This is a genomic window from Bacillus sp. 05T22 (genome assembly GCF_056396765.1).
Genome location: NZ_JBFTMC010000021.1, coordinates 52376 through 73951 on the forward strand (window position 1 = coordinate 52376; position 21576 = coordinate 73951).

At 32.3% G+C, this 21576-nt stretch carries 21 protein-coding genes and 3 pseudogenes; 6 read left to right on the forward strand and 18 right to left on the reverse strand.

Translation table 11 applies throughout. The annotated features are described in order from the left end of the window. Nucleotides 1–428: 428 nt before the first annotated feature. The 3 genes from AC1DIT_RS09610 to AC1DIT_RS09620 all read right to left on the reverse strand — a co-directional run bounded on the left by AC1DIT_RS09610 (nt 429) and on the right by AC1DIT_RS09620 (nt 3222). A complete protein-coding gene (locus AC1DIT_RS09610) occupies nt 429–755 on the reverse strand; it encodes an antibiotic biosynthesis monooxygenase family protein (protein WP_003207439.1) in 327 nt (108 codons plus the stop codon). A 108-nt stretch (nt 756–863) separates the two neighbouring features. Beyond that, complete coding sequence (locus tag AC1DIT_RS09615) at nt 864–2081, reverse strand: MFS transporter (protein ID WP_016115250.1); 1218 nt, start codon at nt 2079–2081, stop codon at nt 864–866. A gap of 97 nt (nt 2082–2178) precedes the next feature. Next, nucleotides 2179–3222, reverse strand: a complete 1044-nt coding sequence (locus AC1DIT_RS09620) for an ArsR/SmtB family transcription factor (protein ID WP_016115251.1) — start codon at nt 3220–3222, stop codon at nt 2179–2181. A 423-nt stretch (nt 3223–3645) separates the two neighbouring features. On the opposite strand from AC1DIT_RS09620, the gene AC1DIT_RS09625 reads away from it, so the two are divergent. Next, nucleotides 3646–4236, forward strand: coding sequence for a hypothetical protein (locus AC1DIT_RS09625; RefSeq protein ID WP_016115252.1), 591 nt, complete (start codon nt 3646–3648; stop codon nt 4234–4236). 412 nt (nt 4237–4648) lie between these two features. Here AC1DIT_RS09625 and AC1DIT_RS09630 read toward each other — a convergent pair whose 3' ends face one another. The 6 genes and pseudogenes from AC1DIT_RS09630 to AC1DIT_RS09655 form a co-directional block, all read right to left on the reverse strand. Continuing rightward, on the reverse strand, nt 4649–5206 hold the full coding sequence (locus AC1DIT_RS09630) for a S1 RNA-binding domain-containing protein (protein ID WP_016115253.1): 558 nt from the start codon (nt 5204–5206) through the stop codon (nt 4649–4651). A gap of 387 nt (nt 5207–5593) precedes the next feature. After that, nucleotides 5594–6358 carry a glycosyl transferase family 2 gene (locus tag AC1DIT_RS09635; protein WP_229161723.1) on the reverse strand — a complete coding sequence of 255 codons (765 nt, stop codon included), beginning with the start codon at nt 6356–6358 and terminating at the stop codon, nt 5594–5596. Nucleotides 6359–6436: 78 nt separating this feature from the next. Beyond that, nucleotides 6437–7294 (reverse strand): annotated as a pseudogene (locus AC1DIT_RS09640) (glycosyl transferase); the annotation flags it as partial. Nucleotides 7295–7427: 133 nt separating this feature from the next. After that, a pseudogene (locus AC1DIT_RS09645) lies at nt 7428–7556 on the reverse strand (PPC domain-containing protein); the annotation flags it as partial. Between the two features lie 23 nt (nt 7557–7579). Then, nucleotides 7580–8824 carry a nucleotide sugar dehydrogenase gene (locus AC1DIT_RS09650; RefSeq protein WP_016132946.1) on the reverse strand — a complete coding sequence of 415 codons (1245 nt, stop codon included), beginning with the start codon at nt 8822–8824 and terminating at the stop codon, nt 7580–7582. A gap of 279 nt (nt 8825–9103) precedes the next feature. After that, entirely contained in the window at nt 9104–9346 is a 243-nt protein-coding gene (locus AC1DIT_RS09655; RefSeq protein ID WP_016115258.1) for a hypothetical protein, read from the reverse strand. 217 nt (nt 9347–9563) lie between these two features. On the opposite strand from AC1DIT_RS09655, the gene AC1DIT_RS09660 reads away from it, so the two are divergent. Continuing rightward, the gene (locus tag AC1DIT_RS09660; protein ID WP_016132947.1) at nt 9564–11099 is read left to right on the forward strand and encodes a glycosyltransferase family 2 protein; all 1536 of its coding nucleotides are present in this window, start codon (nt 9564–9566) and stop codon (nt 11097–11099) included. A 225-nt stretch (nt 11100–11324) separates the two neighbouring features. Here AC1DIT_RS09660 and AC1DIT_RS09665 read toward each other — a convergent pair. The 6 genes and pseudogenes from AC1DIT_RS09665 to AC1DIT_RS09690 all read right to left on the reverse strand — a co-directional run. After that, a pseudogene (locus AC1DIT_RS09665) lies at nt 11325–11549 on the reverse strand (hypothetical protein); the annotation flags it as partial. Nucleotides 11550–11552: 3 nt separating this feature from the next. Then, the gene (locus AC1DIT_RS09670) at nt 11553–12470 is read right to left on the reverse strand and encodes a phosphotransferase enzyme family protein (RefSeq protein ID WP_016115261.1); all 918 of its coding nucleotides are present in this window, start codon (nt 12468–12470) and stop codon (nt 11553–11555) included. 162 nt (nt 12471–12632) lie between these two features. Then, a complete protein-coding gene (locus tag AC1DIT_RS09675) occupies nt 12633–13136 on the reverse strand; it encodes a GNAT family N-acetyltransferase (RefSeq protein ID WP_016115262.1) in 504 nt (167 codons plus the stop codon). 210 nt (nt 13137–13346) lie between these two features. Beyond that, nucleotides 13347–13931 carry a kinase gene (locus AC1DIT_RS09680; protein ID WP_016132948.1) on the reverse strand — a complete coding sequence of 195 codons (585 nt, stop codon included), beginning with the start codon at nt 13929–13931 and terminating at the stop codon, nt 13347–13349. Then, nucleotides 13931–14473 (reverse strand): GNAT family N-acetyltransferase, encoded by a 543-nt coding sequence (locus AC1DIT_RS09685; protein WP_016115264.1) that lies wholly within the window; start codon nt 14471–14473, stop codon nt 13931–13933. The genes AC1DIT_RS09680 and AC1DIT_RS09685 overlap by 1 nt, the downstream gene beginning before the upstream one ends. Nucleotides 14474–14487: 14 nt before the next feature. Next, nucleotides 14488–14871: a VOC family protein gene (locus AC1DIT_RS09690; protein WP_016115265.1), complete on the reverse strand. Its 384-nt coding sequence runs from the start codon at nt 14869–14871 to the stop codon at nt 14488–14490. Nucleotides 14872–15206: 335 nt separating this feature from the next. On the opposite strand from AC1DIT_RS09690, the gene AC1DIT_RS09695 reads away from it, so the two are divergent. Continuing rightward, nucleotides 15207–15452: a hypothetical protein gene (locus AC1DIT_RS09695; RefSeq protein ID WP_003198313.1), complete on the forward strand. Its 246-nt coding sequence runs from the start codon at nt 15207–15209 to the stop codon at nt 15450–15452. Nucleotides 15453–15530: 78 nt separating this feature from the next. Here the strand turns inward: AC1DIT_RS09695 and AC1DIT_RS09700 are convergent, their stop codons facing one another. The 3 genes from AC1DIT_RS09700 to AC1DIT_RS09710 form a co-directional block, all read right to left on the reverse strand. Continuing rightward, the gene (locus tag AC1DIT_RS09700; RefSeq protein ID WP_154214592.1) at nt 15531–16916 is read right to left on the reverse strand and encodes a vWA domain-containing protein; all 1386 of its coding nucleotides are present in this window, start codon (nt 16914–16916) and stop codon (nt 15531–15533) included. A 380-nt stretch (nt 16917–17296) separates the two neighbouring features. Beyond that, nucleotides 17297–17833 carry a DUF2812 domain-containing protein gene (locus AC1DIT_RS09705; RefSeq protein ID WP_016115267.1) on the reverse strand — a complete coding sequence of 179 codons (537 nt, stop codon included), beginning with the start codon at nt 17831–17833 and terminating at the stop codon, nt 17297–17299. 7 nt (nt 17834–17840) lie between these two features. Further along, nucleotides 17841–18158, reverse strand: coding sequence for a PadR family transcriptional regulator (locus AC1DIT_RS09710; protein WP_016115268.1), 318 nt, complete (start codon nt 18156–18158; stop codon nt 17841–17843). A 215-nt stretch (nt 18159–18373) separates the two neighbouring features. Here AC1DIT_RS09710 and AC1DIT_RS09715 point away from each other — a divergent pair, with 215 nt between their 5' ends. Genes AC1DIT_RS09715 through AC1DIT_RS09725 form a run of 3 tightly spaced genes read left to right on the forward strand, consistent with a single transcriptional unit; the run spans nt 18374 to nt 21541 of the window. Then, nucleotides 18374–19303: an AAA family ATPase gene (locus AC1DIT_RS09715; RefSeq protein WP_476998162.1), complete on the forward strand. Its 930-nt coding sequence runs from the start codon at nt 18374–18376 to the stop codon at nt 19301–19303. Then, nucleotides 19300–20463: a DUF58 domain-containing protein gene (locus AC1DIT_RS09720; protein ID WP_016132950.1), complete on the forward strand. Its 1164-nt coding sequence runs from the start codon at nt 19300–19302 to the stop codon at nt 20461–20463. Before AC1DIT_RS09715 ends, AC1DIT_RS09720 begins: the two co-directional genes overlap by 4 nt. Next, nucleotides 20438–21541: a DUF4018 domain-containing protein gene (locus AC1DIT_RS09725; RefSeq protein ID WP_016115271.1), complete on the forward strand. Its 1104-nt coding sequence runs from the start codon at nt 20438–20440 to the stop codon at nt 21539–21541. Before AC1DIT_RS09720 ends, AC1DIT_RS09725 begins: the two co-directional genes overlap by 26 nt. Nucleotides 21542–21576 lie beyond the last annotated feature (35 nt).

Genomic DNA, 21576 nt, shown 5'->3' on the forward strand with positions numbered 1-21576 from the left:
AATCTTTTAACATTTGACATACGAATTGCTTCTCTTTTTCAAGTGCTCACATATCCAATTCCTTGTATAGAATCTACCATTGACGTGCAACAAGTTGTATCATTTGGAAATATGTACATTCACCCTATATGTGGATAGAATTATCATTTCATGTCTATTTAGCTTAACCTTACTTTTCAAAAATACTGGCGATACCTATCACCAGCAAGATAAGATTGAGTCTCCAAAGGACTTTCTCTCATGTTGTTTACATGTTTAATATTATTCGTGTTTGTTTAAGCATTTACACATACCAATTAAATAAAAAAGTACACCACTACATATCGTGTGATGTACTTTTTTCATATATTATAAACAAGACATTGATATAAAAAAACTTTATGACACTTCCATGTCTTATATTTTACAAAATGTATTTCCTTTTTTGATTAAGATTGCTGATAAGCTGATTTTGATGATTTCACATAATAAACCGCATGCTCAGATTTCAAAATATGATCTGGTTTTGGTTTCCCGCGACTTTCTCTATGTCCAGCTAGATGCTCTTCACTTGTCTCCCAGTTTTTCCATGCATCTTCAGATTCCCAACGAATCATTACAACGACTTCTTCGTCCCCTCTTCTCACCTTTTTAACAAGAACACTTAAGTCGATAAACCCTTCAAATTTTTCAATAATACCTTCCCCAGAAAAACGCTGAACAACAAGATCTGAAGTTCCTTCTTTAACTGTAATTGTTTTCGTTTCGATAAACATATATCCCACTCCCTTTATTTGCAAATAACACTCGTATTCCTTTATTATAATTGATTATGATAATTATTTTCAATTAAAACATTTCATTTAAATTATACAACAAGGCTATTAAGCTGATTTTTCTCGAATAGATTCATCGAGAAATTTAAAATACGGGAGTAGCATTCCAGCTAAAGAAGTTACACATATGATAGATCCAATTAGTACATATAACGCCCTCACTCCCCATATCTCACTCAATACTCCTCCAACTAAAACACCTAGTGGCATCGCACCTCTTATTAAAAATAAGCGTATCGAAAATACTTTCCCCATCCTATCATTTGGTACAATTTGTTGACATATTGTCGTGTTATGGACATTAAAAAATGCCATACATACGCCCGCTACAACTTCAATCATAACTGCTAAAATGATGCTATGATTTAGGCTTAGTGAAATATATGTGATTCCTCCTATCAATAGCGCCCCAAGCATGAGAAGACGCCGACTATGGTACTGCACTTTCCCAACAAGTATAGAGCCAATTACATACCCAAGGGGAAAACCTGCCATAAAATATCCATAATCAGCATAACTTGCTGAGAGTTCATCTATTATATATGGAAGATTAATAACCATCGTCACACCGACTCCAAATTGAACAAATGTGAGAAAAACACCTAACCAAACGATAATGGGTTGTTTAAAATAATAGGTGAATCCCTCAATAGATTGTTTTAGCCAACTTTTACGAATTGTTTGAGCTACTCTATGTTCCTGTATAAATAATAGTAAAGTACCACTTATAAATAGAAATAAACAAACGAAAAACAATGTTAGCTTTACTCCTATAAACTCAATAACAATTCCCCCTAATACAGGGGCTAAAAACATCATAAGACGAACCATTCCATCGATATAAGCATTCGCTGTTTGTAGTTCTTCCTTAGATACAATTGTCGGTGTAATCGCTTGATTGGCTGGTACGTAAAATGGAGTGATTAAGCCTACAATTATTTGTACAACAAAAATATGCCATGTTTCTATATTTCCAATGATTATCATACATAGAGGGAGTAAAAAAGCTAGCCCACGTGTCCACTGAGATACAATCATAATCCATTTCCGGCTCCACTTATCAATGAAAGGACCAATGACAAGCTGTAAAAGAAGCGATGGGATAAAGTAAAGTAGCCACATACTTCCTAAGGCCATTTTCGAGCCCGTTAATTGATAAATAAGAATGGAATTACATAGGGTACCAAATGCACCGCCTAATTCAGAAATCGCGCTACCAATCCACATAAAGAAAAACGATCGATTTTTTAAAATATTTCTCCCCATTTTGCACCAACTTTTCTTTTTAGTTCTCCTCCTATTGTGCATATTCTATAAAAGTAAAATTATTTTATCTTTTACCTTTGGATGTACAAATTCATAATTAATGATTTAAATAGAATTCCAACTCTTTCGATATAGTCTCTAATGCTTTCTTTTTCAAAATATACTTTGCATCTTGAATATCAACTAACTTCGCAGATCTTAAAATTTTCAAATGATGATGAATTGTTGACTTCCCAAGATTTAATTGTTCCGTTATCTCCTGCAATGTACGATCTTTTTCAAATAACAATTTTACAATTCTCAATCTTGCTTCATCACCTAAAGCCTTATGTTTATGAACTAAAAAATAACTTGGCTGATATGGATCTTCTGGATGTATACTTTCATTTGCGATTGGATAATGAAATATTTTTGTATCTTCTATATCTGCTTCGATATTCCAAGGTCGATACGTGTATTGCGGGATAAGAAGGACATGATGTACACTTGGCTCTGGAGAATAGGTAACACCGCCTGTTGCCCATTCAACAAATTCTTCGGCCTTCATCTTTTCGTTCATTTTACATTTCGTTTCATAGTCTTGTTTTAGTATAAGTGATAGCTTTTCTGCTTCCGGTTCAATAATAGCTTCATACCAGCCTGTCATCACTGCAATGAAATGCTCTTTAAGCATTTTTATATCCGCTTTACAGATGAAATCAATATAAGCAGGGAAAAATGGATTGCTACTTGTTATCTCTTTTAATTCCTGTACTGCCTTCATCTCCCCATTTGCTGCCTTCTTTCTTTTTTCTTGGTATGTATAGCCGATAAATGGAATGCATATATACTTTAAATCTTCTTCTGATAGCGTGGTTACATACTGGATAAACTCAGGTAAATTCGTAAAATCTTCTTGGTATAATAGTTGTAACAACGCTTTCCACGTGTTATGTTTCTCCACGAAATGTAACTGCTCTATCATTTCCGCTGATAATGATTGTCTTATCTCCTCCCACTCACTTTGAGATTTTTCTAACGTATCAATAAGTCTCTTATGAGTAATTGCCGCAATCCCGAGTACACATTCAAACAGTAATGAATACTTGATTTGAACGTCATATATCTCCCTTTTTCTACTTGTCAAATTCAATACTTCCATTCTACCCCTCCTTATTTTGTTATTATTTTAAGTTCTATAAATATCGAATTTATCCTTTTATATTTTTAGAATTTAAAACTTTTCAAAAAAGACTCGTAAATTAACATATTGCACATTATATAAAGTGAAACTTTAATCAGTGGGGGTTTTCTTCATCCCCCACTGATTATTAGTTGAACGAATCGGGCTTTTACGGACAGTTCATCTCCCACCTAACTTCTTTGCTTGCGTTGAATTTTGAGGTGGGAGTGTTACTGTCCGTTAATGCGGGATAAAACCAAGAAAAGGATAGATAAGGCAAAAACATTTATGCCTTATCTATCCTTTGTCACATATTTAATTTATAATATAATAAAAATACAACAATTCGGAACATTTTCACTAAAATGATATGTTTTTCATGATGGAAAGGACATACAGAATATGAATAAAAACTTAACAAAAATTACAATAACAAGTGGTCTCATTCTTATTCTCTATCATTTTTTTCAATGGTATTTAGTAGAATTTCTTACGCCATTTGCTATGCCGTTTTTATCGATAGCAATTCACGGATGGTTTTTCGTAATGTTAATCCTTACGATTATACATGTTATCAAATATAAAAGTTGGAAACCTTTTATTATTCAAATAACGATAATAGTTATTTGGCTATGTACACCATTTACACTAATCTATCTAAAACTAGATTTTATATTCTACAAAGAAAACCGTAAAGAAGTTGTAGAACTTATAAATCGCAAAGAGTTAACTCCTAATATTAATCATGATAGTAGACAAATTCATTTACCTGAACGATTTGCAGCTACTTCAAAAGGCGGTGGAGATGTACTTATACAGCATAATAAAAATGGTACCTTAGTTTTCTTTTTTACTTATCGTGGTATATTAGATAACTTTTCAGGGTTTATTTACACACCAAATGATATAAAACCAAACAAAAATGATTTTAATAGCGAATATAAAGAAATCACAAAAATCGAGAAAAATTGGTATTATGTCACGTCGTATTAAAAATGATACAAATATTAGAAATACAAAAAGCTAGCATTTTGCTAGCTTTTTAAGCGTCAAATATTCCCCACCTACTATTTGTAAATAACCCATGAGATAATCTCCTTACATACTACATGTGAAGGTTTTTTTATGAAAAGACACCTATTAAAAAAATAATGGGAAACTTATATTCAAGACTATAAAAACATAAGGTATCATTTTCATATTTTCTTTAATGGTCGACTTAACAATTAAATCTTGACCTACTATCAAACATGGATACTTTAAAGAATTATTCTTCATGTAAATATGATTCTTGTTTTTTAATATGATTTTTGCATTATAAACAGAAGCTTCTATACATTCTTCTTCATTACGATTATTAAAAGTATCACTTGCATGATCCGTAATAATTATTTTTATTTTTGTGTTAAAGGTAATCACGCGCCTTTCTTTCAATTTCCTCAACCAATTTAATTGATAGGTCATAATTAAAATCATCTATAACCTTACTCATGGCCATTACAAATGGTACAATTCCCTGCTCCTTAATAAAGTTTTCAATTCTCTTCTCAGTATCCTTTGAAATAATACCAACTCTTTGTGCAATTCTATCTTTAATCTCTTGTATATCTGTTTTATCGTGTATTTCTTCTGAGTATTTTCGTTCTAATTTTAAATGTAGGGTTGAGAATGACAGACTTTCATGAGTAACATCAATTATTTTAACGTCTTCAATTATATCTCCAATTTGCAAAAAATCCTCAATACGTTTAACAAACATGTTTTGCAACTTTTTTATATGCAATAAACCTCTACCCTTGTTTTCATCCTGGATCTGTACAAAAACACCATATTTCACTACATTTTCTACCTTTACTGTAACGATCGTATTTTTCTTATACAATTCATTGTACGGTTTGTGCAACATAGTTGTTTCATTTATATACCTAGCAATATTTTTATCTAGCGCACTCTCATTTGACACATATCCTCACTCCTTTATTGGACCTATAGATACATATTTATTATCATTTTTTTCTACACTTCTTTTTAATCCTTTAAAAGGATACTTAATTAATAATGGGTAACTGTTACCAATTGTGCAAATTCCTCTTCTYCATATACCAAGATTTTATAGGTAATAAACAAATAAGAAACAAAGTTGATATAAAAAAATTACGTAATTCCACACTTCTATAAAAATGTTTTAAAAAATACTACCTCCAATTTGGAGATAGTATTTTTTATTATTCTTGAAAACGAAAGATAGCTTTTCATTCTCCTGCTTGTCTAAATTTCCTTCTTTAAATGAGTTTAGATTATACTTCTTTTCAAAATAACAAATAAAATATTATACAAATTGTAGTTACTATTATTGTTTTATTAAATTTATATAACGGAGAATTTTATTTTTCTCTAATGGAATATGACCCGAACGTTTATCAAAATACAAATCTATTTTTACTGGGTTTACATGGTAATTTTCATCTATTTGTTGTAATCCATCAACAAAGGGCTCTAGATGATTCTTCATATCAAATTCTGCGGCTATATTTTGTAAATAATAAATGCGTGGTACATGTTTTATTTGATTATAAAATGCTATAACATTTATTCTTTCAGCAAATAAGTGGTTAATCTCCTCCAAAGACAGATTGGGATAAGAAATATTAAATACCTGTTTGAGGGGATCTATATACCAGTTTGTTAAGATGGTTTGAGGATTATTTACTAATGCACAGGACTCTTTTATATACCCTGCTAATATTAAAGACATGAAGCCCCCTCCGGAGCTTCCGTAAAACAGTATATTTTCATTTGCTACATTCAGCTTTTGTATTAATTTCTCTAAAATGATGGCTATTTCTTTCAAGTAGAATCGCTCAATAGTTCCTTGTCCCCATCCTAAATTAATATTACCTAAATAAAGAGTAGGATCATTATAAAAAATTAAAGAATCATCGAATTCTTCCATCCATGTGTACCTCTGAAAGATAGGTGGATGCTGATTTTCACTTGCCCCCGATCCTAATATAATGACATTTGGTGACTTTTGTTTAATACGAATTAAAAATTCATAACTTACTTCATCCCATTGAACATTTAAAAGAAATGGTTCTGATGTAATAATAGACATTTCTTCAATTTGGTTGAATCTAATATCTATCCTCTTAAATTGCTTAAGCGATTTAACCACCTCCTATGATTTAATTCCTTCCATATTTTTATTGGGTTTTATCTTATTTATATATCCAATTGTTTCATTTTTCCCGACAGCTGCATGACCTGCCTTTTTGTCATAATATAAATCTATTTGAATTGTATTTACAGCTAGATTTTCATCCATCTCTTTCAATTGAGAAATAAAAGGCATTAAATGATTCTTTACATCAAACTCGAACGCAACATTTTGTAAAAAATATATATTTGGTACATATTTAATTTTTTTATAAAAATCTATAACATTAATTCGGTACCCAAAATGTTTTTCAATGTACTCCCTAGAATAACCTGGGTAAGACAAGCTAAACACTTGATTTACTGGTACCGGTATCCAATTAGTTAAAATTGTTTGTGGATTATTAACTAACGCTGTCGAGCCTTTTACATATCCTGCTAGTATTAAAGACATGAAGCCCCCACCTGAGCTCCCGTAAAATAATACATTTTTCTGATTGAATTTTAATTTTTTAAATATTTTCATTAGTATTATTGCAATATCCTTTAGGTAGAATCTATCTATCGTCCCCTGTCCCCAACCTAAAGATATTTCTCCAAGATATAAAGTTGGATCATTATAATAAATCACAGTATCTTCAAACTCTACCATCCAAGAATGCCTGTGAAAAATGGGTGGACCAATTGATTCTTCTTGAAATCCTCCTGCTCCTGAACCAAATACAAGAACATTAGAAGCATTGGGTTTAATTCGAATTAAAAATTCATAACACACATTATTCCATTCGATATGCAATATAAAGGGCTCTATCCTATTCAGTGAGATTTTATCTAATTCATCATATGAAATTTTTATTTTTTTATATTGACTTAGCAACAATATCCACCTCTCCAAATTTGTCTAATTTATTCTTTTTGAACTTGAAATAAATGCGAAAATCCCTCAAGATGGTCACCCAAAATAAGTGAAGTGGTTGGTGTAACACTGGGACACAATAATGTTTCCCAACCAACATCATTATGAAGTTTACGTTTAATAAATAAGTACCATTTTCATACTTATAGATATATAAATAATATTCCCCTGGTTTTTCCACATATTTTCCTCTAATGACATTACCATCATTTTGTCCATATGCTACATAGTTTCGTAGATTCAATCCTTTCAAACAGTATTTACTTATACACTTGCTTTCTTCGTAATTCCACGTGTATCTATAATATGATTTATTGATTTTAGAATTTCCCAATCAATAGTGGAATGATCGGTTAAAATTAATACAGAATCCGCTTGTTTTACTGTTATCTCTTCCAAAGGGATCGAATGATAAATTCTGTTCCCGATTTTCACATTAGAAATATACGGGTCGTGATATTGGATGCTAAACCCTTCTTCCACTAAAAGTTGCATAATTTTAAGAGCAGGAGATTCCCTCAAATCATTTACATCCTTCTTATAAGCAATTCCAACAACTAAAATATTTCCTGAAGGTTTGGTTGCTTCTTTTACTTGCTTTACAACTTCTATTGGCATCTCTTCATTAATTAAATGAGCTGCTTCAATTAATTGACTTTTTAAACCATATTGTTTCATTTTCCATTGAAAATAAATTGGGTCGACAGGGATACAATGTCCACCGATTCCTGGCCCCGGCCAATATGGGGTATACCCAAATGGTTTCGTTGCTGCTGCTTCTAGCACTTCATGAAAATCAATGTTTGTTTTTTTGCATAATATATTTAATTCATTTACTAAAGAAATATTAACTAAACGCTGAATATTTTCAAAAAGCTTACACATCTCAGCAACCTTTGGTGAACTAACAGGGACAATCGTATCAAAGACGGAGCTATATAATTGTTGTACTTTTTGCTTACACATCTCCGTTTGACCACTAATGACTTTTGGAATAGATTGTACTGTGTACTGTTGATTGGATGGATCAATTCGTTCAGGAGAGTATCCAATGTAGAAGTCTTTTCCAACCTTATTACCTGTTTCAGCAATGATTGGAATTATCGCTTCTTCTAATGTACCTGGATAGGTGGAACTTTCAAAAATGAAGGTTTGTCCTTTTTGAAGATTTTGCTTAATATAGTGTGATACAGATAAAAGCGCACTTAAATCAGGTTCATTTCTTGAATCAAGAGGAGTTGGAACGGTTACAATCACATAATTACTATTTTGAAAATCTTTTATCCCTTCACTAGGAGTGTGTACAATCAGTTTTTTATTTTCTAATAATTGTTGCAATTCTATTGAAGAGGCATCTGAAATATAACTCTCCCCTTTTTTGAGCATTTCAATTTTTTTTTTATCTTTATCAAGTCCGATTATCATATATCCTCGTTTGGCAAAATGGATTGCTAAAGGAAGCCCTACATAACCTAACCCAATAATTGTGATGATACTTCGATCATTCATTTTTATTCCCGTCTTCCTTTCTCAAATTATATTTTATTTTTTGTATTCTTCATAGATTATACAAGTGTCAAATTAATAGAGGCTGTTCAAAAGCAATAAACTGGGAATATATCTTGATTTTATCCGAATCTCTCCCTATACAAACCTTTGTCTATTCGCTGCAACTATTTGTGAAATTTGCTTACATAGATATTAATTTATTGTTTGTATTAATCTTTTGAATCAGCCTCTGATTTCCTTACATATACATCTAATTCATGTTCAATAAAGATGCCCTATTTAAGAAGTATGAAAAGAAAGGCTTGTTAATAGGGTAGAAACACTTAGATCATCATTTAATGTGATAGAGAAACATGCGACTAATGGTAACGTAATTACAATTGCTCCATCAGGCGTTATTTCAATGGTAGGGCTTGTCCCACATACATCACCACAATTCACATTTGTTACTACCCCATTTCCTGGAGTAATTACAATCTTAAGACATATATTAAAACAAAGATTGTTCGTAGTACACGCCATATCTATTCCCCCCTTTCTAATTAATACAATATGCATTAGCCAAAAGGAGGGAACGGTATATGCGGATATTAAGTTGCGGAGATTCTTTAATTCATTCAAAAACTATTATTCAGCCTAAATATCTATTCCTATTTAAATAACCCTAACCATCTATCTTAATATTACATAAACTATGTATATCGAAGGATAATATTAAAATTTAATAAGGAGCATGAATATGAACAAAAAAACTGTTTCGATTATTATTCCTGTTTACAATGAGGAAAAAACATTATCTAGTGTTTTAGAATCATGTCAACAATTGAATCCTATGGAAATTATTGCTGTTGCTAACGGATGTACAGATCGTTCTATAGAGATTGCTAAAAATCATAATTGTAAAGTCCTTATATATAAAGAGCGATTAGGGCACAATGTTGGCCGAGCTATAGGAGCGAAAGAAGCAAAAGGCGACATCTTACTATTCATCGATGCCGATTTTACTATTTCTTCTTCCACATTAAATCAATTTCTTGAACCTTTAGTAGAAGGAACTGCAGATGTTGTATTAAATAACTTAGATTATATTTTTAAAAAAGTGTACCCTCCTCACTCAATCACAATTTGGAAACAAGTTATGAATCACTTCTTACATTGTCCTAATTTAAATTCAGATTCACTTGTTGCTGTGCCTCATGCTATGACAAAGGAAGTCATCAAAAAAATTCATTCTGATAGTTTAAAAAATCCGATTTATGCACAATTAAAAATTATTCAACATCAATTCCGCATCTCTCGTCATATGTCAATTGATGTAGTAACTATTAATCGAGTTCACCCCAAACAACATAAAAATACCCCTACAACTCTTTCCATTAGTGAAAAAAGAATTATCGGGAATCATATTGAAACAATTGCAGATTGGATACATGAGACTAACGACTCAAGGCTAAATTATTCTGATGAAAATAGAAGAAGAGATATCATTGAGAATTTAAAATCAAACAAACTAGAACCTATGCCGAAAATCATTACTGGTTGGGGAAAGCACTCTAATATTTATGCAGGAAAACAATTATCAGTTATCATCCCTGCCTATAATGAAGATAGAACGATTGAAGCCGTAATTCAGGAGGTACGAAAACTAGAACCCTTAGAAATCATCGTAGTAGTTAATGGAACGACAGATCATACAGAAGAAATTGTAAAAAAGAGCGGAGCAACTGTCATTGTTTATGATGAAAAACTTGGAAATGATACAGGACGGGCTATAGGGGCATATTTCGCAAAAGGTGATATTTTACTTTTTATTGATGGTGATATTATTATTCCTTCGCAAGATCTACTACCATTTGTCCACGCGATTCAAAATGGTACAGACCTAGCATTAAATAATTTAGAATATCTTATGAAACGTGCTCCAGTCTATATTGTGACAGCCTGTAAATATGCTGTTAACCTGGCATGTGACCGAAAAGATTTAGGGGTTGGTTCACCAGTTGCAATCCCTCATGCTTTTAGCCGAAAAGGTATTGATGAAATTGGATTTGATGTACTTGTTTCCCCCGTCATTGCGCAAGTAAAAACAATTCTATCGGGTTTAAACATTCAAAATGTCCATTCTGTTGAGGTAGATAAAATGAATCGTATACGACCAGAAAAACATTTCGCTAAAAAAGGAGAACTTTCTTCAGCAACAAAACAAATTATCGGCGACCATATAGAAGGTATCTCTTACCTAATCAAACAGAAAGGAAAAAGAGGATTATTTTAGCTAACAACAATTTAAATTGGTCTATGTATGTTCATTCACGTGCAAAAAGAAAGAATTAAAATAATAGACTCTTTAAGAGGCTTTAGTTTATTAGGAATTTTATTAGCTAATGCTGTGATTTATGGTTATGGTCTTTTAGATAAGAGCGATTTAACCAATGATAAAAGTAAACGTARAGTAACTCCAAAATATACAATAAAAATTGATTTTGGAGTTGCTTTTTGTTTACGCTAATACACATTCGTCATAAATTAAACTAATATGCAATTGCTTTAAAGGCTCTATTTGGTTTTGTTCAAGGTACAAAACCAAGTCATTATAAAGCTGTTGTCCATACTCATCGACAGAACGTTCTAATGAGAAGCCACCTGCTAAACTTGTCCACCATACTTCAAAGCCACGAACAATTTCCTTAAATGATTCTTCATTAAACAGATCTGCTTCAAATAGCTACTACTGCCCGTTAATGCGGGATAAAAAAATAGAAAAATCATTTATACCTGCATATGGTACTTGATTCTTGATTTTGTCTTCTAAGCTATGTAAGGTGTATTCTTGCCATTCTTCTAAATTATTCATATCCCATTTTTGTATGAATAATTGATACAAATAAATCTCTCTTATTTTTAAGAAAATAGGAATTTGTATAATTATATCCTTATGAAGCATATTTTCTGTTTTATATCCTGCAAAAAAATTACTCATAAATATATCACAAAAAGAATGTGTATTGCCATTAAAGGAGCTATGTTGCCAATAAGCATGATAGAAAGCTACTGCAATATCTTGAGCATACCAATTAAATGCACAGTCATCAAAGTCAATTGTAGTTATACGACCTTCCTCATTAATAATTAAGTTTCCTTGATGATAGTCATTATGAATAAGTCCGAAAGTATCAGGAGTAATAATATATGAAGTTAGATTGTGTACCAACTTTTCATATTTCTCCTTAATCCATGGATCTAACTTTCTTCTAATATCAAAGACATCAGGACTTTCCACTTTCCATTCAGGACGTTGTATTGTTTGTAATTTAAAACCTTTGGATAGTGCATGCATTCTCCCTAAATTTTTACCGAGTTTTTTAAAAATCTTTTCATTCCAGTGGGATTTATTTGTAACATCAATTTGATCACCCTTAATAAATTCAAAATATGTTTTAACCCGTTCGTCCTCACACTCTAAAGGAATTACTGACTTAGGTACATGTACACCTTTTTCATATAAAAAGTTCATCCACTCTATTTCTTGTAAAACCATCTCCTTTGTTTTACTCTTATCAGAAATTCTAACTACCCTTTCTTTCTCTTTAATATAAAAAACGTCGTTATTAAATCCTCCATTCAACCTAACACGATTTTCTAGCATCCTGCTTTCCCCTTACACTCTCAATTTACAAGAACACTTTTATTTAAACGGTAGCATTGTAACTTCTTTGTCTCTTCATTTACTAACCTGCATCGTTAGTTTAATAGCACAACTTCTAAAATAAACCTATTTTTAAAAATGAATGTTTAGAAAAATTTCGTTTTACATACATTTCAAAATCTTAGACATATAATAACTATCAACTAAGTTTCCATCAATAATACAAGAAGCTTTTTTTATTCCCTCAATCTCATAACCTAGTTTTTTATATAAAGAAATTGCTGATGTATTATTTATCCTTACCGTCAACTCTAATCTAATTACATCAATCGCTTTTGCCCAATTTTCAAGTTCTTTAAATAACTGGGTTCCAATTCCTTTTCCGTTATTTTCATTTGTTACACCAGCAACAATATAAACACTATGTCTAGTTCTTTTTGGTTTACTACCAATTGCCATCAAATATCCTACTAATTTACCTTCAATCTCAGCAACAAAAATAGCTGAATTTGAAGATTGAGTTATTTTTTTGATCGTATTTTGTTGCTGTTCTATAGTAGTAGTTCTTTCCCCTTCCTCAAATAACATAAATTCCGTTTCTTCATCAATCTTTTTACATAATTCTAAAAAGGGTTCTGCATCTTTTTCCATAATCAATCGAATCATGTTATATAAACCTCACTTTAACTAATTTGCCATAGCAATAAATAATTCGACATATTTAATCCTTATTTATAGGTAGAAAAACAAAAAACACTAGAATTAACCTAATGTTTTTTGTTACTTTAAAAATTCTAATCCTCCAAAACGAAAGAACTAACATTCTTAAGCTGAAAATGCACTAAATTCTCATTCCTAGGTTGATAAACATTGTCTCTATCCCTTTAAAACTAGATCAGCATTTTGCTGCGGACTTTCCACTTTCAAGTAAAAATCCTCGACTTTCCAATATCTATGTTCAAACTTTAGGAGATTCTTTTGTGTTTCTTCATTTTCACGAAGAAACCTTTGTTCCCTTGGGTAATCCAAATACACCATATAATCAAAGTATTCTCGCCACTCTTTACGCTGAAGAAACACTCCTTCAATTACGATCACACAAGGATTAGGTATGATTACCTCTCTCATTTCACAGAAATCCGTTTGATGATCATAGAACGGAAGGTTTAGCTGATTTTCCAACCTTAATTTATGAAACAAATGCTGTTGCAACCATTCAACATCCCATTGTAGTTGATAATACTCATACCATTCTTCATGTTTCGTATTATAGCGCTTGCTACGCTCCACAATATGATCATCAATATGAAAAATATGAAATGGAATATCTTTTTGTTTCAATTCGTCTTCTAGCTGCTTGACTAATGTTGTTTTTCCCGAACGACTCAGACCATCTATACCTAGAATAAAACGATTACTTGTATTTTCAGCAATCACTTTTACTAATTCGTTTGAATTCATTATCTTTTCCACTCTTCTTCTAATAATGAATAGATTACAGTATCATGAGCTACACCATTTTGAATCATATATTTTCGAAGTAATCCTTCTTCTTGAAATCCAGCCTTTTTCAGTAATCGATGTGAAGCTTCATTTTCTGTATAAACAACTGCTGCAATCCTTATTAGCTGCAATGTTTCAAATCCATATGTAAGAATTGCCTGTAAAGCCTCAGATGCATACCCTTTTCCCCAATATGTATCATCTAATTCATAGCCAATTTCGGCTCTCTTATGATTTGGATTGATTAAATGAAATCCGCATGTACCAATTAATTGATTTGTTCCTTTTAGCTCTATCCCCCAGCGTAAAACATTTCCCTCTTCATACCTTTTTCTAAAAGTTTGAATCGTATTTTTCACTTGTTCCATATTTTGAAAAGAGTCCATACCAAAGTAACGGATAACAGACTCCTTCTCAAAATAATAAAACATTGTTTCAGCGTCTAATAATGTTAATTCCCGTAATTTTAAACGCTCAGTTTCTAAGATTGGAAATCCCATTCTCTTTTCTCCCTCTACTCTAATGAGTTACAAATTTCTATGTAATTACCATCTGGATCAGACACATAAGCAATGGTTTGCCCCCATGGTTTCGTTATTGGCTCCACTAATACCTTTACACCTTTTTCTCTTAATCCCGAAATCGTTTCGTTAACATCCTCCACAACAAATCCAATTTCAAAATTAGAGGATTCTGATTCACCCTTTGGAATTGATAATCCCGTTAACTCTCGTACATCCTCTCTACTATTCATCGCTAAAATTGTTGCTCCGGTATCAAACTCAATGTATGTACCATGTTCGCCTTTTATCGGTAAGCATAAAAGATTTTTATAAAACCGAAGACATTCTTCATATCGCTCCACATATAAAATGACATATTTCATTTTTAAGTTCATTGTAATCCCCCTTTCAAATTCTCTTCTAAAAATTCGACAAAGGACGTAGAAAACMTTGTTTATATGACAGTATTCATAATTATAAACAAAAAAAAGAAGACCGATTTCTCGGTCTCAAACATATTGGCATAAAACAGGAGATTGGTTTGGACATAACCAGTTCATACTTTTATTGTATTTTATCTTTTCTGAATTTTAAATATAATAATCGACGATTTATGTTGAGAAACTTTTTTTACAAGGATGGTTAAATATAACTGCTTGTACATCAATAACTTTTGCTTTTGAATAAATTTCTTCATATAAAGAGATGCTAAAAATGGAGGTGTATACATATGGAACCAATGCTTTGCCCAAGTTGTAAAACAAATCGCACTCGCTTTAATATTCTTGAGCAGCAAATAAAACCAGTAAAGTTAAATCCACAAACTGGTCAAATTGAAGAAGAATATACAAACGAAACAATGAATGCTTTTCATATGGCATATCAAGGACCTTCCTATCGTGTCCAATGTGCAGTATGCGGGCTTGTTGAAAACCCAGAACAATTTATTAAACCTGCGCAAAACCAATCATTCTAACACTTGGAAACTTGATTCATATTTCCTAATCCAAAAGGTAACATAAAATCCCTCATTACCTTTTGGATTATCTATCAATTACTCGCTTTTAATCGACCTACTCATCTCTTCATAATGTTTTTTTATTTTTTCTTGGAATTGACTATATGCCATTTCCACTTGTTTCTCCTGCTTCTTAGTTAAATCGTTTATCCTTTTCTCTATTTCATCAGCTAACTGTTGACTCATTTTTTCGTCTTTATATAGGATTGTAACTGTATACTTCATAGCAATCTGAACGCTTCTTATATTTTCTTTCGTTTTCCGTTCATATTCATCAAGTTTCATTTTATCACTGATGCTAGCCATATTTAAATCTACTTGAGCTCCACCAGCCTTTAATCTACGACTCGTAATATCTTTTCCTGTTTCTTCAAACTGATCTTGTAACTCTTTTGCATTATTTGCTAGTACGTATTTCCCCTTACTTACTTCCGCGATCTCTTTGAGCTGTTTTTCCGCTTCATGATCTACTTGAAATCCAATAATATTCATAATAGGTTTTATGTTTGAATTTGAAATTTTTTTTGCCTCTTCAACCGGGTTTCCTCCACATGTTTCTACTCCATCACTTACAACATACATTATATTTTTATCGTCTGTTTTTGCAGATTGAAACGTTTCTGTCGATTTTTTAATTGCTTCAGCAAGCGGTGTCCATCCTACGGGTTGAAACCCATCTAATGATTGACGAAACGTCGTTTGATCATACTTTTGTAATGTATATACATTTTCAATCGCTCCGCATGAAGCCGCTTTATCCTTTTCCTCATTTGATCCTTTATGTCCATATACTCGTAACGAAACATTAACTGTCTCTGGTAAACCGGAAACAAACTGCTGAATTGCCTCTTTTGCAATATCCATCTTCATTTTCCCATCAACTTTACCAGCCATACTACCACTAGCATCTAATAGTATTTCAATGTTATAGTTTCCACTATTCTCTTTATTTTCTTGCTCCCCCTTCGTACCAGTACTGCTCTTTTCTTTCTCCTCAAATCCACCTATCTCTAAAATTTGTAACGGTATTTTATCAAGTGGTGTAATATCCTGCTTTAACAAGCTATACATCGTATGTACATATAATTCTGCTTGCTCACTATTAGATTTATTCTTCAAATCGACAGATTTTATATTCGATTCCGTATCACGAGCCACCTCTTTCATAATAGGTTCCGATTCTTTCGATATGTCTAATAGCCCCACTTTATACTTTCCGTTATATTTTCCATTCGGATATTTCGCCATATCTTCAAATGTAACAGGAATAGAATGAACAACCTGTTTTTCATTATTTCTTTTCTTATTTTCTTTCTGACTTACATTCTTGTTCTCTGTTTTCGTTGTTTCTGTTTGTGTACTACAAGCATTGCAAAAAATAAAAATGATACATATCAATGTCAGTTTATAAAGTCTTTTCACATTTCTTCCCCCAATCATATTCACATACAACAAATCCCATTTACGTATAATTATAACAGAATAATCTTTCATTTCAGAAAAATCATTCAAAAACTACATATACTCCTATAAAAGTTCCTTAAAAAATCTTTCTTAAACCAATAAAAAACGCCACTTGTTTTCCAAGCAACGTTTTTTTCATTCTCCATATATTCTTAAAACTCACTGTAAAGTTACTTTCCCCTTTAATACAAATAATCGAACGAGTACAAGTAAATCAATTGTTATATGTAGTAGCATGGATGGATAAATAGATCCTATGGTCACATACAATCGTGAGGAACTGTTCGAAGTAACACTCAGTGAGATGCAACTGTACTATTGTTTTAGAACCGAGTCATTCACAAAACCTCTTTTTTCAATTTTCGTATCTTCCAAAATAACCTTACAAATACATATACATTTATAAATCCGCAAAGCCCCAGCACAAGTTTTATCCAAACGGGACTATTGGCTTCTGAAGGTCCTAAGTAATTCAAATACATCCCTAGCATCTCAATGACAAAGATAATCGCAAAAAATCTCATTAAATCCATAAGTTTTTCAATCTTCGTTTCTTTCTCAGAATAAATATCAGGTAATTCATTATCATCATCTACTTCTTTACAAAAATTGTGCCATTTCGTAAAGCTGGTTACATGCTTCCAACCAGACATCTCATATATTTCAATGTATTCTTTTTGATTCATTTGTGAGTTTCGATTATCCAGTTTGAAATCGGCTTTATAAACAACATCCTTCGGCTCCGTTTTCTTGAATGTGTACATAAAATTGTAGTTTTGGAATGCCCAGCCCTTTTGGTGCATTTTTCTTAAATACGCCTCTTCTTTTTCTAGGTTCCACGCCGCAAAAAATTTTAATGTCTTCTTTATCTCCATACTGTCTTCACTCTCCTAAAATATTTCCCCCATTTTGAACAGAACGTTGTAACCTTTTAAATTCAAGTTCTAACACTTCTCTCCCAAATGGAGTTAACACGTAACATTTCTTTCTCTCTGTAGAGGCTACTTCTACAATCAGTTTTTCTTTCAATAACTTTGTCGTATTCCCATATAACGTACCAGGTCCGAGTTTTACTTCTCCATTCGTCATTTCTTCCACCATTTGCATAATCCCATAGCCATGCAAAGGTTTCACTAATGACAACAAAATATAATAGGTTGCCTCTGTTAATGGAATATATTTCTGCGCTTTCACACTCATTATAACTACCTCCGATACATCGATATATGATATATCGACTAGCGATACATCGTATATCGATATTGTATAGCGTATTCCAAATAAATACAACTAAAAATGAAATTTTTCTTAGGAATTTTATATTTATTCTATACAAAAATATTATTATATTAATTTTCAGAAAAATTTGTTAAAATATAACAATACAATTGCCTACTTTTGAAAGGATGATACATATGATAAATACATTAAAAGAAAATATAAGTTCTGTTTTTGTCGGAAAAGAAAACGTGGTTGATTTACTCCTTGTTTCATTACTTGCGGATGGTCATGTATTGCTTGAGGATGTACCTGGTACTGGAAAGACATTACTCGCTAAAACAATTGCAAAAAGTATTGGCGGCGGATTTTCTCGCGTTCAATTCACTCCCGATGTGCTTCCGAGTGACGTGACAGGGATTGAATATTTCAATCCTAAAACGAGTGAATTCGAATTAAGATTTGGGCCAGTCATGACAAATATATTGTTAGCGGATGAAATAAATCGTGCTATGCCTAGAACACAATCTAGTTTATTAGAAGCAATGGAAGAGCGTCAAGTCACACTCGAAAAGCAGTCCACACCTCTTCCTAAACCGTTCTTTGTTATTGCAACGCAAAATCCTATTGAATCACAAGGGACTTTCCCTCTTCCGGATGCACAGCTAGATCGTTTTTTAATGACCATTTCAATTGGCTATCCTTCTCCAGAAGATGAACTAAAAATGATGCGCCGTTTTCGAAATAACAAGCCTTTAGATGCCATTCGTTCCGTTATCACTTTAGAAGAAATTTTACAAGTACAACAAAAAGTAAATGAAATATACGTATCTGAATCGTTAGAGTACTATATCATTCAACTAGCCAACGCTACACGAAATCATGATTATATCGCCAACGGTGTCAGCCCGCGTGCAACACTTGCCTTAGTCAGGGCGATACAAGCATTGGCCTTTTTACATGGTCGTGAATACTGTACGCCTGAAGATATACAATTCTTACTTCCTTACGTATGGAAACATCGTCTCATTTTATCAATGGAGGGTGYGCTGCGAACAACAAAACAGAAGTTAATTGAAAGTATTTTAACTGAAGTGGACGTTCCTGTGGAGATCGAGCAATCATGAATTATACACGCATTGTAACTGTTCCATTATTTTTCCAGCATCATATTATTAAATTAACAATTCCAGTTGCTTTATTTCTAGCGTTCTATGTAACAAATTCATATTTAGTTGTCCCATTTTTGTTTTATTATTTATTTGCTTATTTTATTTATCGTTATACAGCATACATAGATAAGCATTTTCAAATTATCGATAAAAAACAAACAACACGCTTATTTCCTGATGAAACAGGCAGTTTATCGATTCATTTACAAAACAAAGCTAAGCTTCCTTTAGTGAATGGTGCTTGCTTTTTACATATCAATCCAACCTTAATACCCAATAAGACAACTGGTGTTGAGCAAATATCTAAAACGTTATTTTCTTTTCGCTTTTCACAGCCTGCAAAGTCAGAACAAAAATGGGAACTATCGTTTACAGCTACAAAGCGTGGTGTTTTTAAAGTTGAGCAATTTGAATGTATTATAGGTGATCCATTTCATATCATTCAAGTTCATCTGCCTACTGTAGATAAATTGAAGACTGAAATTATCGTTTATCCTACTTTAAAGCATGTTGCAGGGTTACAGGAGATACATCAATTAGCAATCGGTACTTATAAAACAAACTTTTCTTATTTTCATGATGAATCTTCCATTGTTGGTATAAAGAAATATGAGAGGGAATCTTTTCGAAGTATTCATTGGAAAGCATCTGCTAAAATGCAAACTTTACAAGCAAAACAATATGAAGCGATAAAAAATTACAGCTGGACAATTTCTCTTTGCTTAGGAGCAGATCGTGGGTTTGGTTGGAAAGAAAATATCGAGGATCTTATTTCTTACACGACGTATTTATGTCAATTTGCAACAGAGAAAAATATTCCTTTTGAATTATTTGTTAGCATATTCACTGAAGAAGGCCCTTTACATCTCGCATTAAATGATGGTCATGTACAATATGCGAAAGCATTAGAAGAACTTGCCCGAATTTCAGAGGATAGTACTTTACTCCCTCGTGAAAGTTTCCTGCACTATTTGAATAGGAAAAAAGAGCGTTCCTCAATACTATTTTTTGTCGGAATAAGAAAAGCCAATTTACCAAATATGATGCAGCAAACGTATCTCATCACTGATGAAGGGATGGTGGAACAACTTGAAAACATGGCTCCATTACGTTAATGATTTTCTTCTTCTACTCCTTCTTTCTCTATTGACGGAGCAAGGAAGAACACTTCCCATCATCCTATTTTTAGTCATTAGCTTTCTTTGTACGATTCTCATTCATAAAATGAAGACCAATAAACGAAGAGCTTTCATTTTACTATTTATTCTACAAGTTATACTTTGTTACGTATTTTCTATCTTTTCTATCGTTAGCTCTATCTTACTCCCGTTCTTCTTTTACATCGTACATGCACGTGATGACCTAACGGCATACCATAAAATGCTAGGTGCCTTTTTATGGTTCATTGTTTCTTATTTTCTTCATTTAATGAAGTTACCTTCTCTATGGGTACTAGGCTTATTCGCTTTATTTATTCTACTGTCACTTTGGATTACTAGTTATAATAAAGATCAAAAAGCAATTCGTTTTGTATCTATCACAGGAATCGGAACAATCAGTTTTCTGTTCTTCTTATTTATTCCGTATATACGCATCGTACTCTCGTATCTTTTCTACTGGGTATCACTTGGTTTTGGCTATGGTATTGAAGCTTTATTATCTATTACAAATCCAAATGATGCTACAGCTGCCATAGAAAAGTTAGGTGGAACGAGTCCAGAACTTCCAAAGCCCGATCACCCATACGATGCCTTTGTTGCTCAATCCGTTACTGCTTCTATCATTGGAATCATTGCTGCATTTGTAATTTGGAAGCTGTACAAAAAGAGAAAATCCTTTCACCTTGAGAATATATCCCTTTATAACTCTGGTACAGTTATGCAAGAAGAAGGTATATTACAAAAAGCAACTAGAATGACACGCCCACCAACGAACGCCATTCGCAAAGAAATTTTCAAACTAGAAAAGAAATTAAAACCACCTTTAAACAGAAATCGCGGTGAAACGGTTGACGCATGGATGGAGCGAATTCAGACAGAAGAAGATATCTCTATTGAAATTGATACAATTATAAAAGCATACAATACTGTGCGCTACGCTAATCAGGAGAATACTGAACTATTCCGGGAATTTAAAGAAGAAATAAATAAACTTTACGTCTATCAAAAGACTTTAAAAAAGAAGAAAAAATAAAACACCCCCTCGAGGGCTCTATTTTAGAGTAGTCG

Bases quoted from the DNA above. Each gene is read 5' to 3' on its own strand.
- AC1DIT_RS09705 (WP_016115267.1), bottom strand. From the start codon at position 17,833: ATGGAGATAAAGAAGACATTAAAATTTTTTGCGGCGTGGAACCTAGAA.
- AC1DIT_RS09650 (WP_016132946.1), bottom strand. From the start codon at position 8,824: ATGAATGATCGAAGTATCATCACAATTATTGGGTTAGGTTATGTAGGG.
- AC1DIT_RS09620 (WP_016115251.1), bottom strand. From the start codon at position 3,222: ATGGAAGTATTGAATTTGACAAGTAGAAAAAGGGAGATATATGACGTT.
- AC1DIT_RS09635 (WP_229161723.1), bottom strand. From the start codon at position 6,358: ATGTCTATTATTACATCAGAACCATTTCTTTTAAATGTTCAATGGGAT.
- AC1DIT_RS09655 (WP_016115258.1), bottom strand. From the start codon at position 9,346: ATGGCGTGTACTACGAACAATCTTTGTTTTAATATATGTCTTAAGATT.
- AC1DIT_RS09695 (WP_003198313.1), top strand. From the start codon at position 15,207: ATGGAACCAATGCTTTGCCCAAGTTGTAAAACAAATCGCACTCGCTTT.
- AC1DIT_RS09660 (WP_016132947.1), top strand. From the start codon at position 9,564: ATGAACAAAAAAACTGTTTCGATTATTATTCCTGTTTACAATGAGGAA.
- AC1DIT_RS09610 (WP_003207439.1), bottom strand. From the start codon at position 755: ATGTTTATCGAAACGAAAACAATTACAGTTAAAGAAGGAACTTCAGAT.
- AC1DIT_RS09615 (WP_016115250.1), bottom strand. From the start codon at position 2,081: ATGGGGAGAAATATTTTAAAAAATCGATCGTTTTTCTTTATGTGGATT.
- AC1DIT_RS09625 (WP_016115252.1), top strand. From the start codon at position 3,646: ATGAATAAAAACTTAACAAAAATTACAATAACAAGTGGTCTCATTCTT.
- AC1DIT_RS09720 (WP_016132950.1), top strand. From the start codon at position 19,300: ATGAATTATACACGCATTGTAACTGTTCCATTATTTTTCCAGCATCAT.
- AC1DIT_RS09675 (WP_016115262.1), bottom strand. From the start codon at position 13,136: ATGATTCGATTGATTATGGAAAAAGATGCAGAACCCTTTTTAGAATTA.
- AC1DIT_RS09685 (WP_016115264.1), bottom strand. From the start codon at position 14,473: ATGGGATTTCCAATCTTAGAAACTGAGCGTTTAAAATTACGGGAATTA.
- AC1DIT_RS09710 (WP_016115268.1), bottom strand. From the start codon at position 18,158: ATGAGTGTGAAAGCGCAGAAATATATTCCATTAACAGAGGCAACCTAT.
- AC1DIT_RS09670 (WP_016115261.1), bottom strand. From the start codon at position 12,470: ATGCTAGAAAATCGTGTTAGGTTGAATGGAGGATTTAATAACGACGTT.
- AC1DIT_RS09690 (WP_016115265.1), bottom strand. From the start codon at position 14,871: ATGAACTTAAAAATGAAATATGTCATTTTATATGTGGAGCGATATGAA.
- AC1DIT_RS09680 (WP_016132948.1), bottom strand. From the start codon at position 13,931: ATGAATTCAAACGAATTAGTAAAAGTGATTGCTGAAAATACAAGTAAT.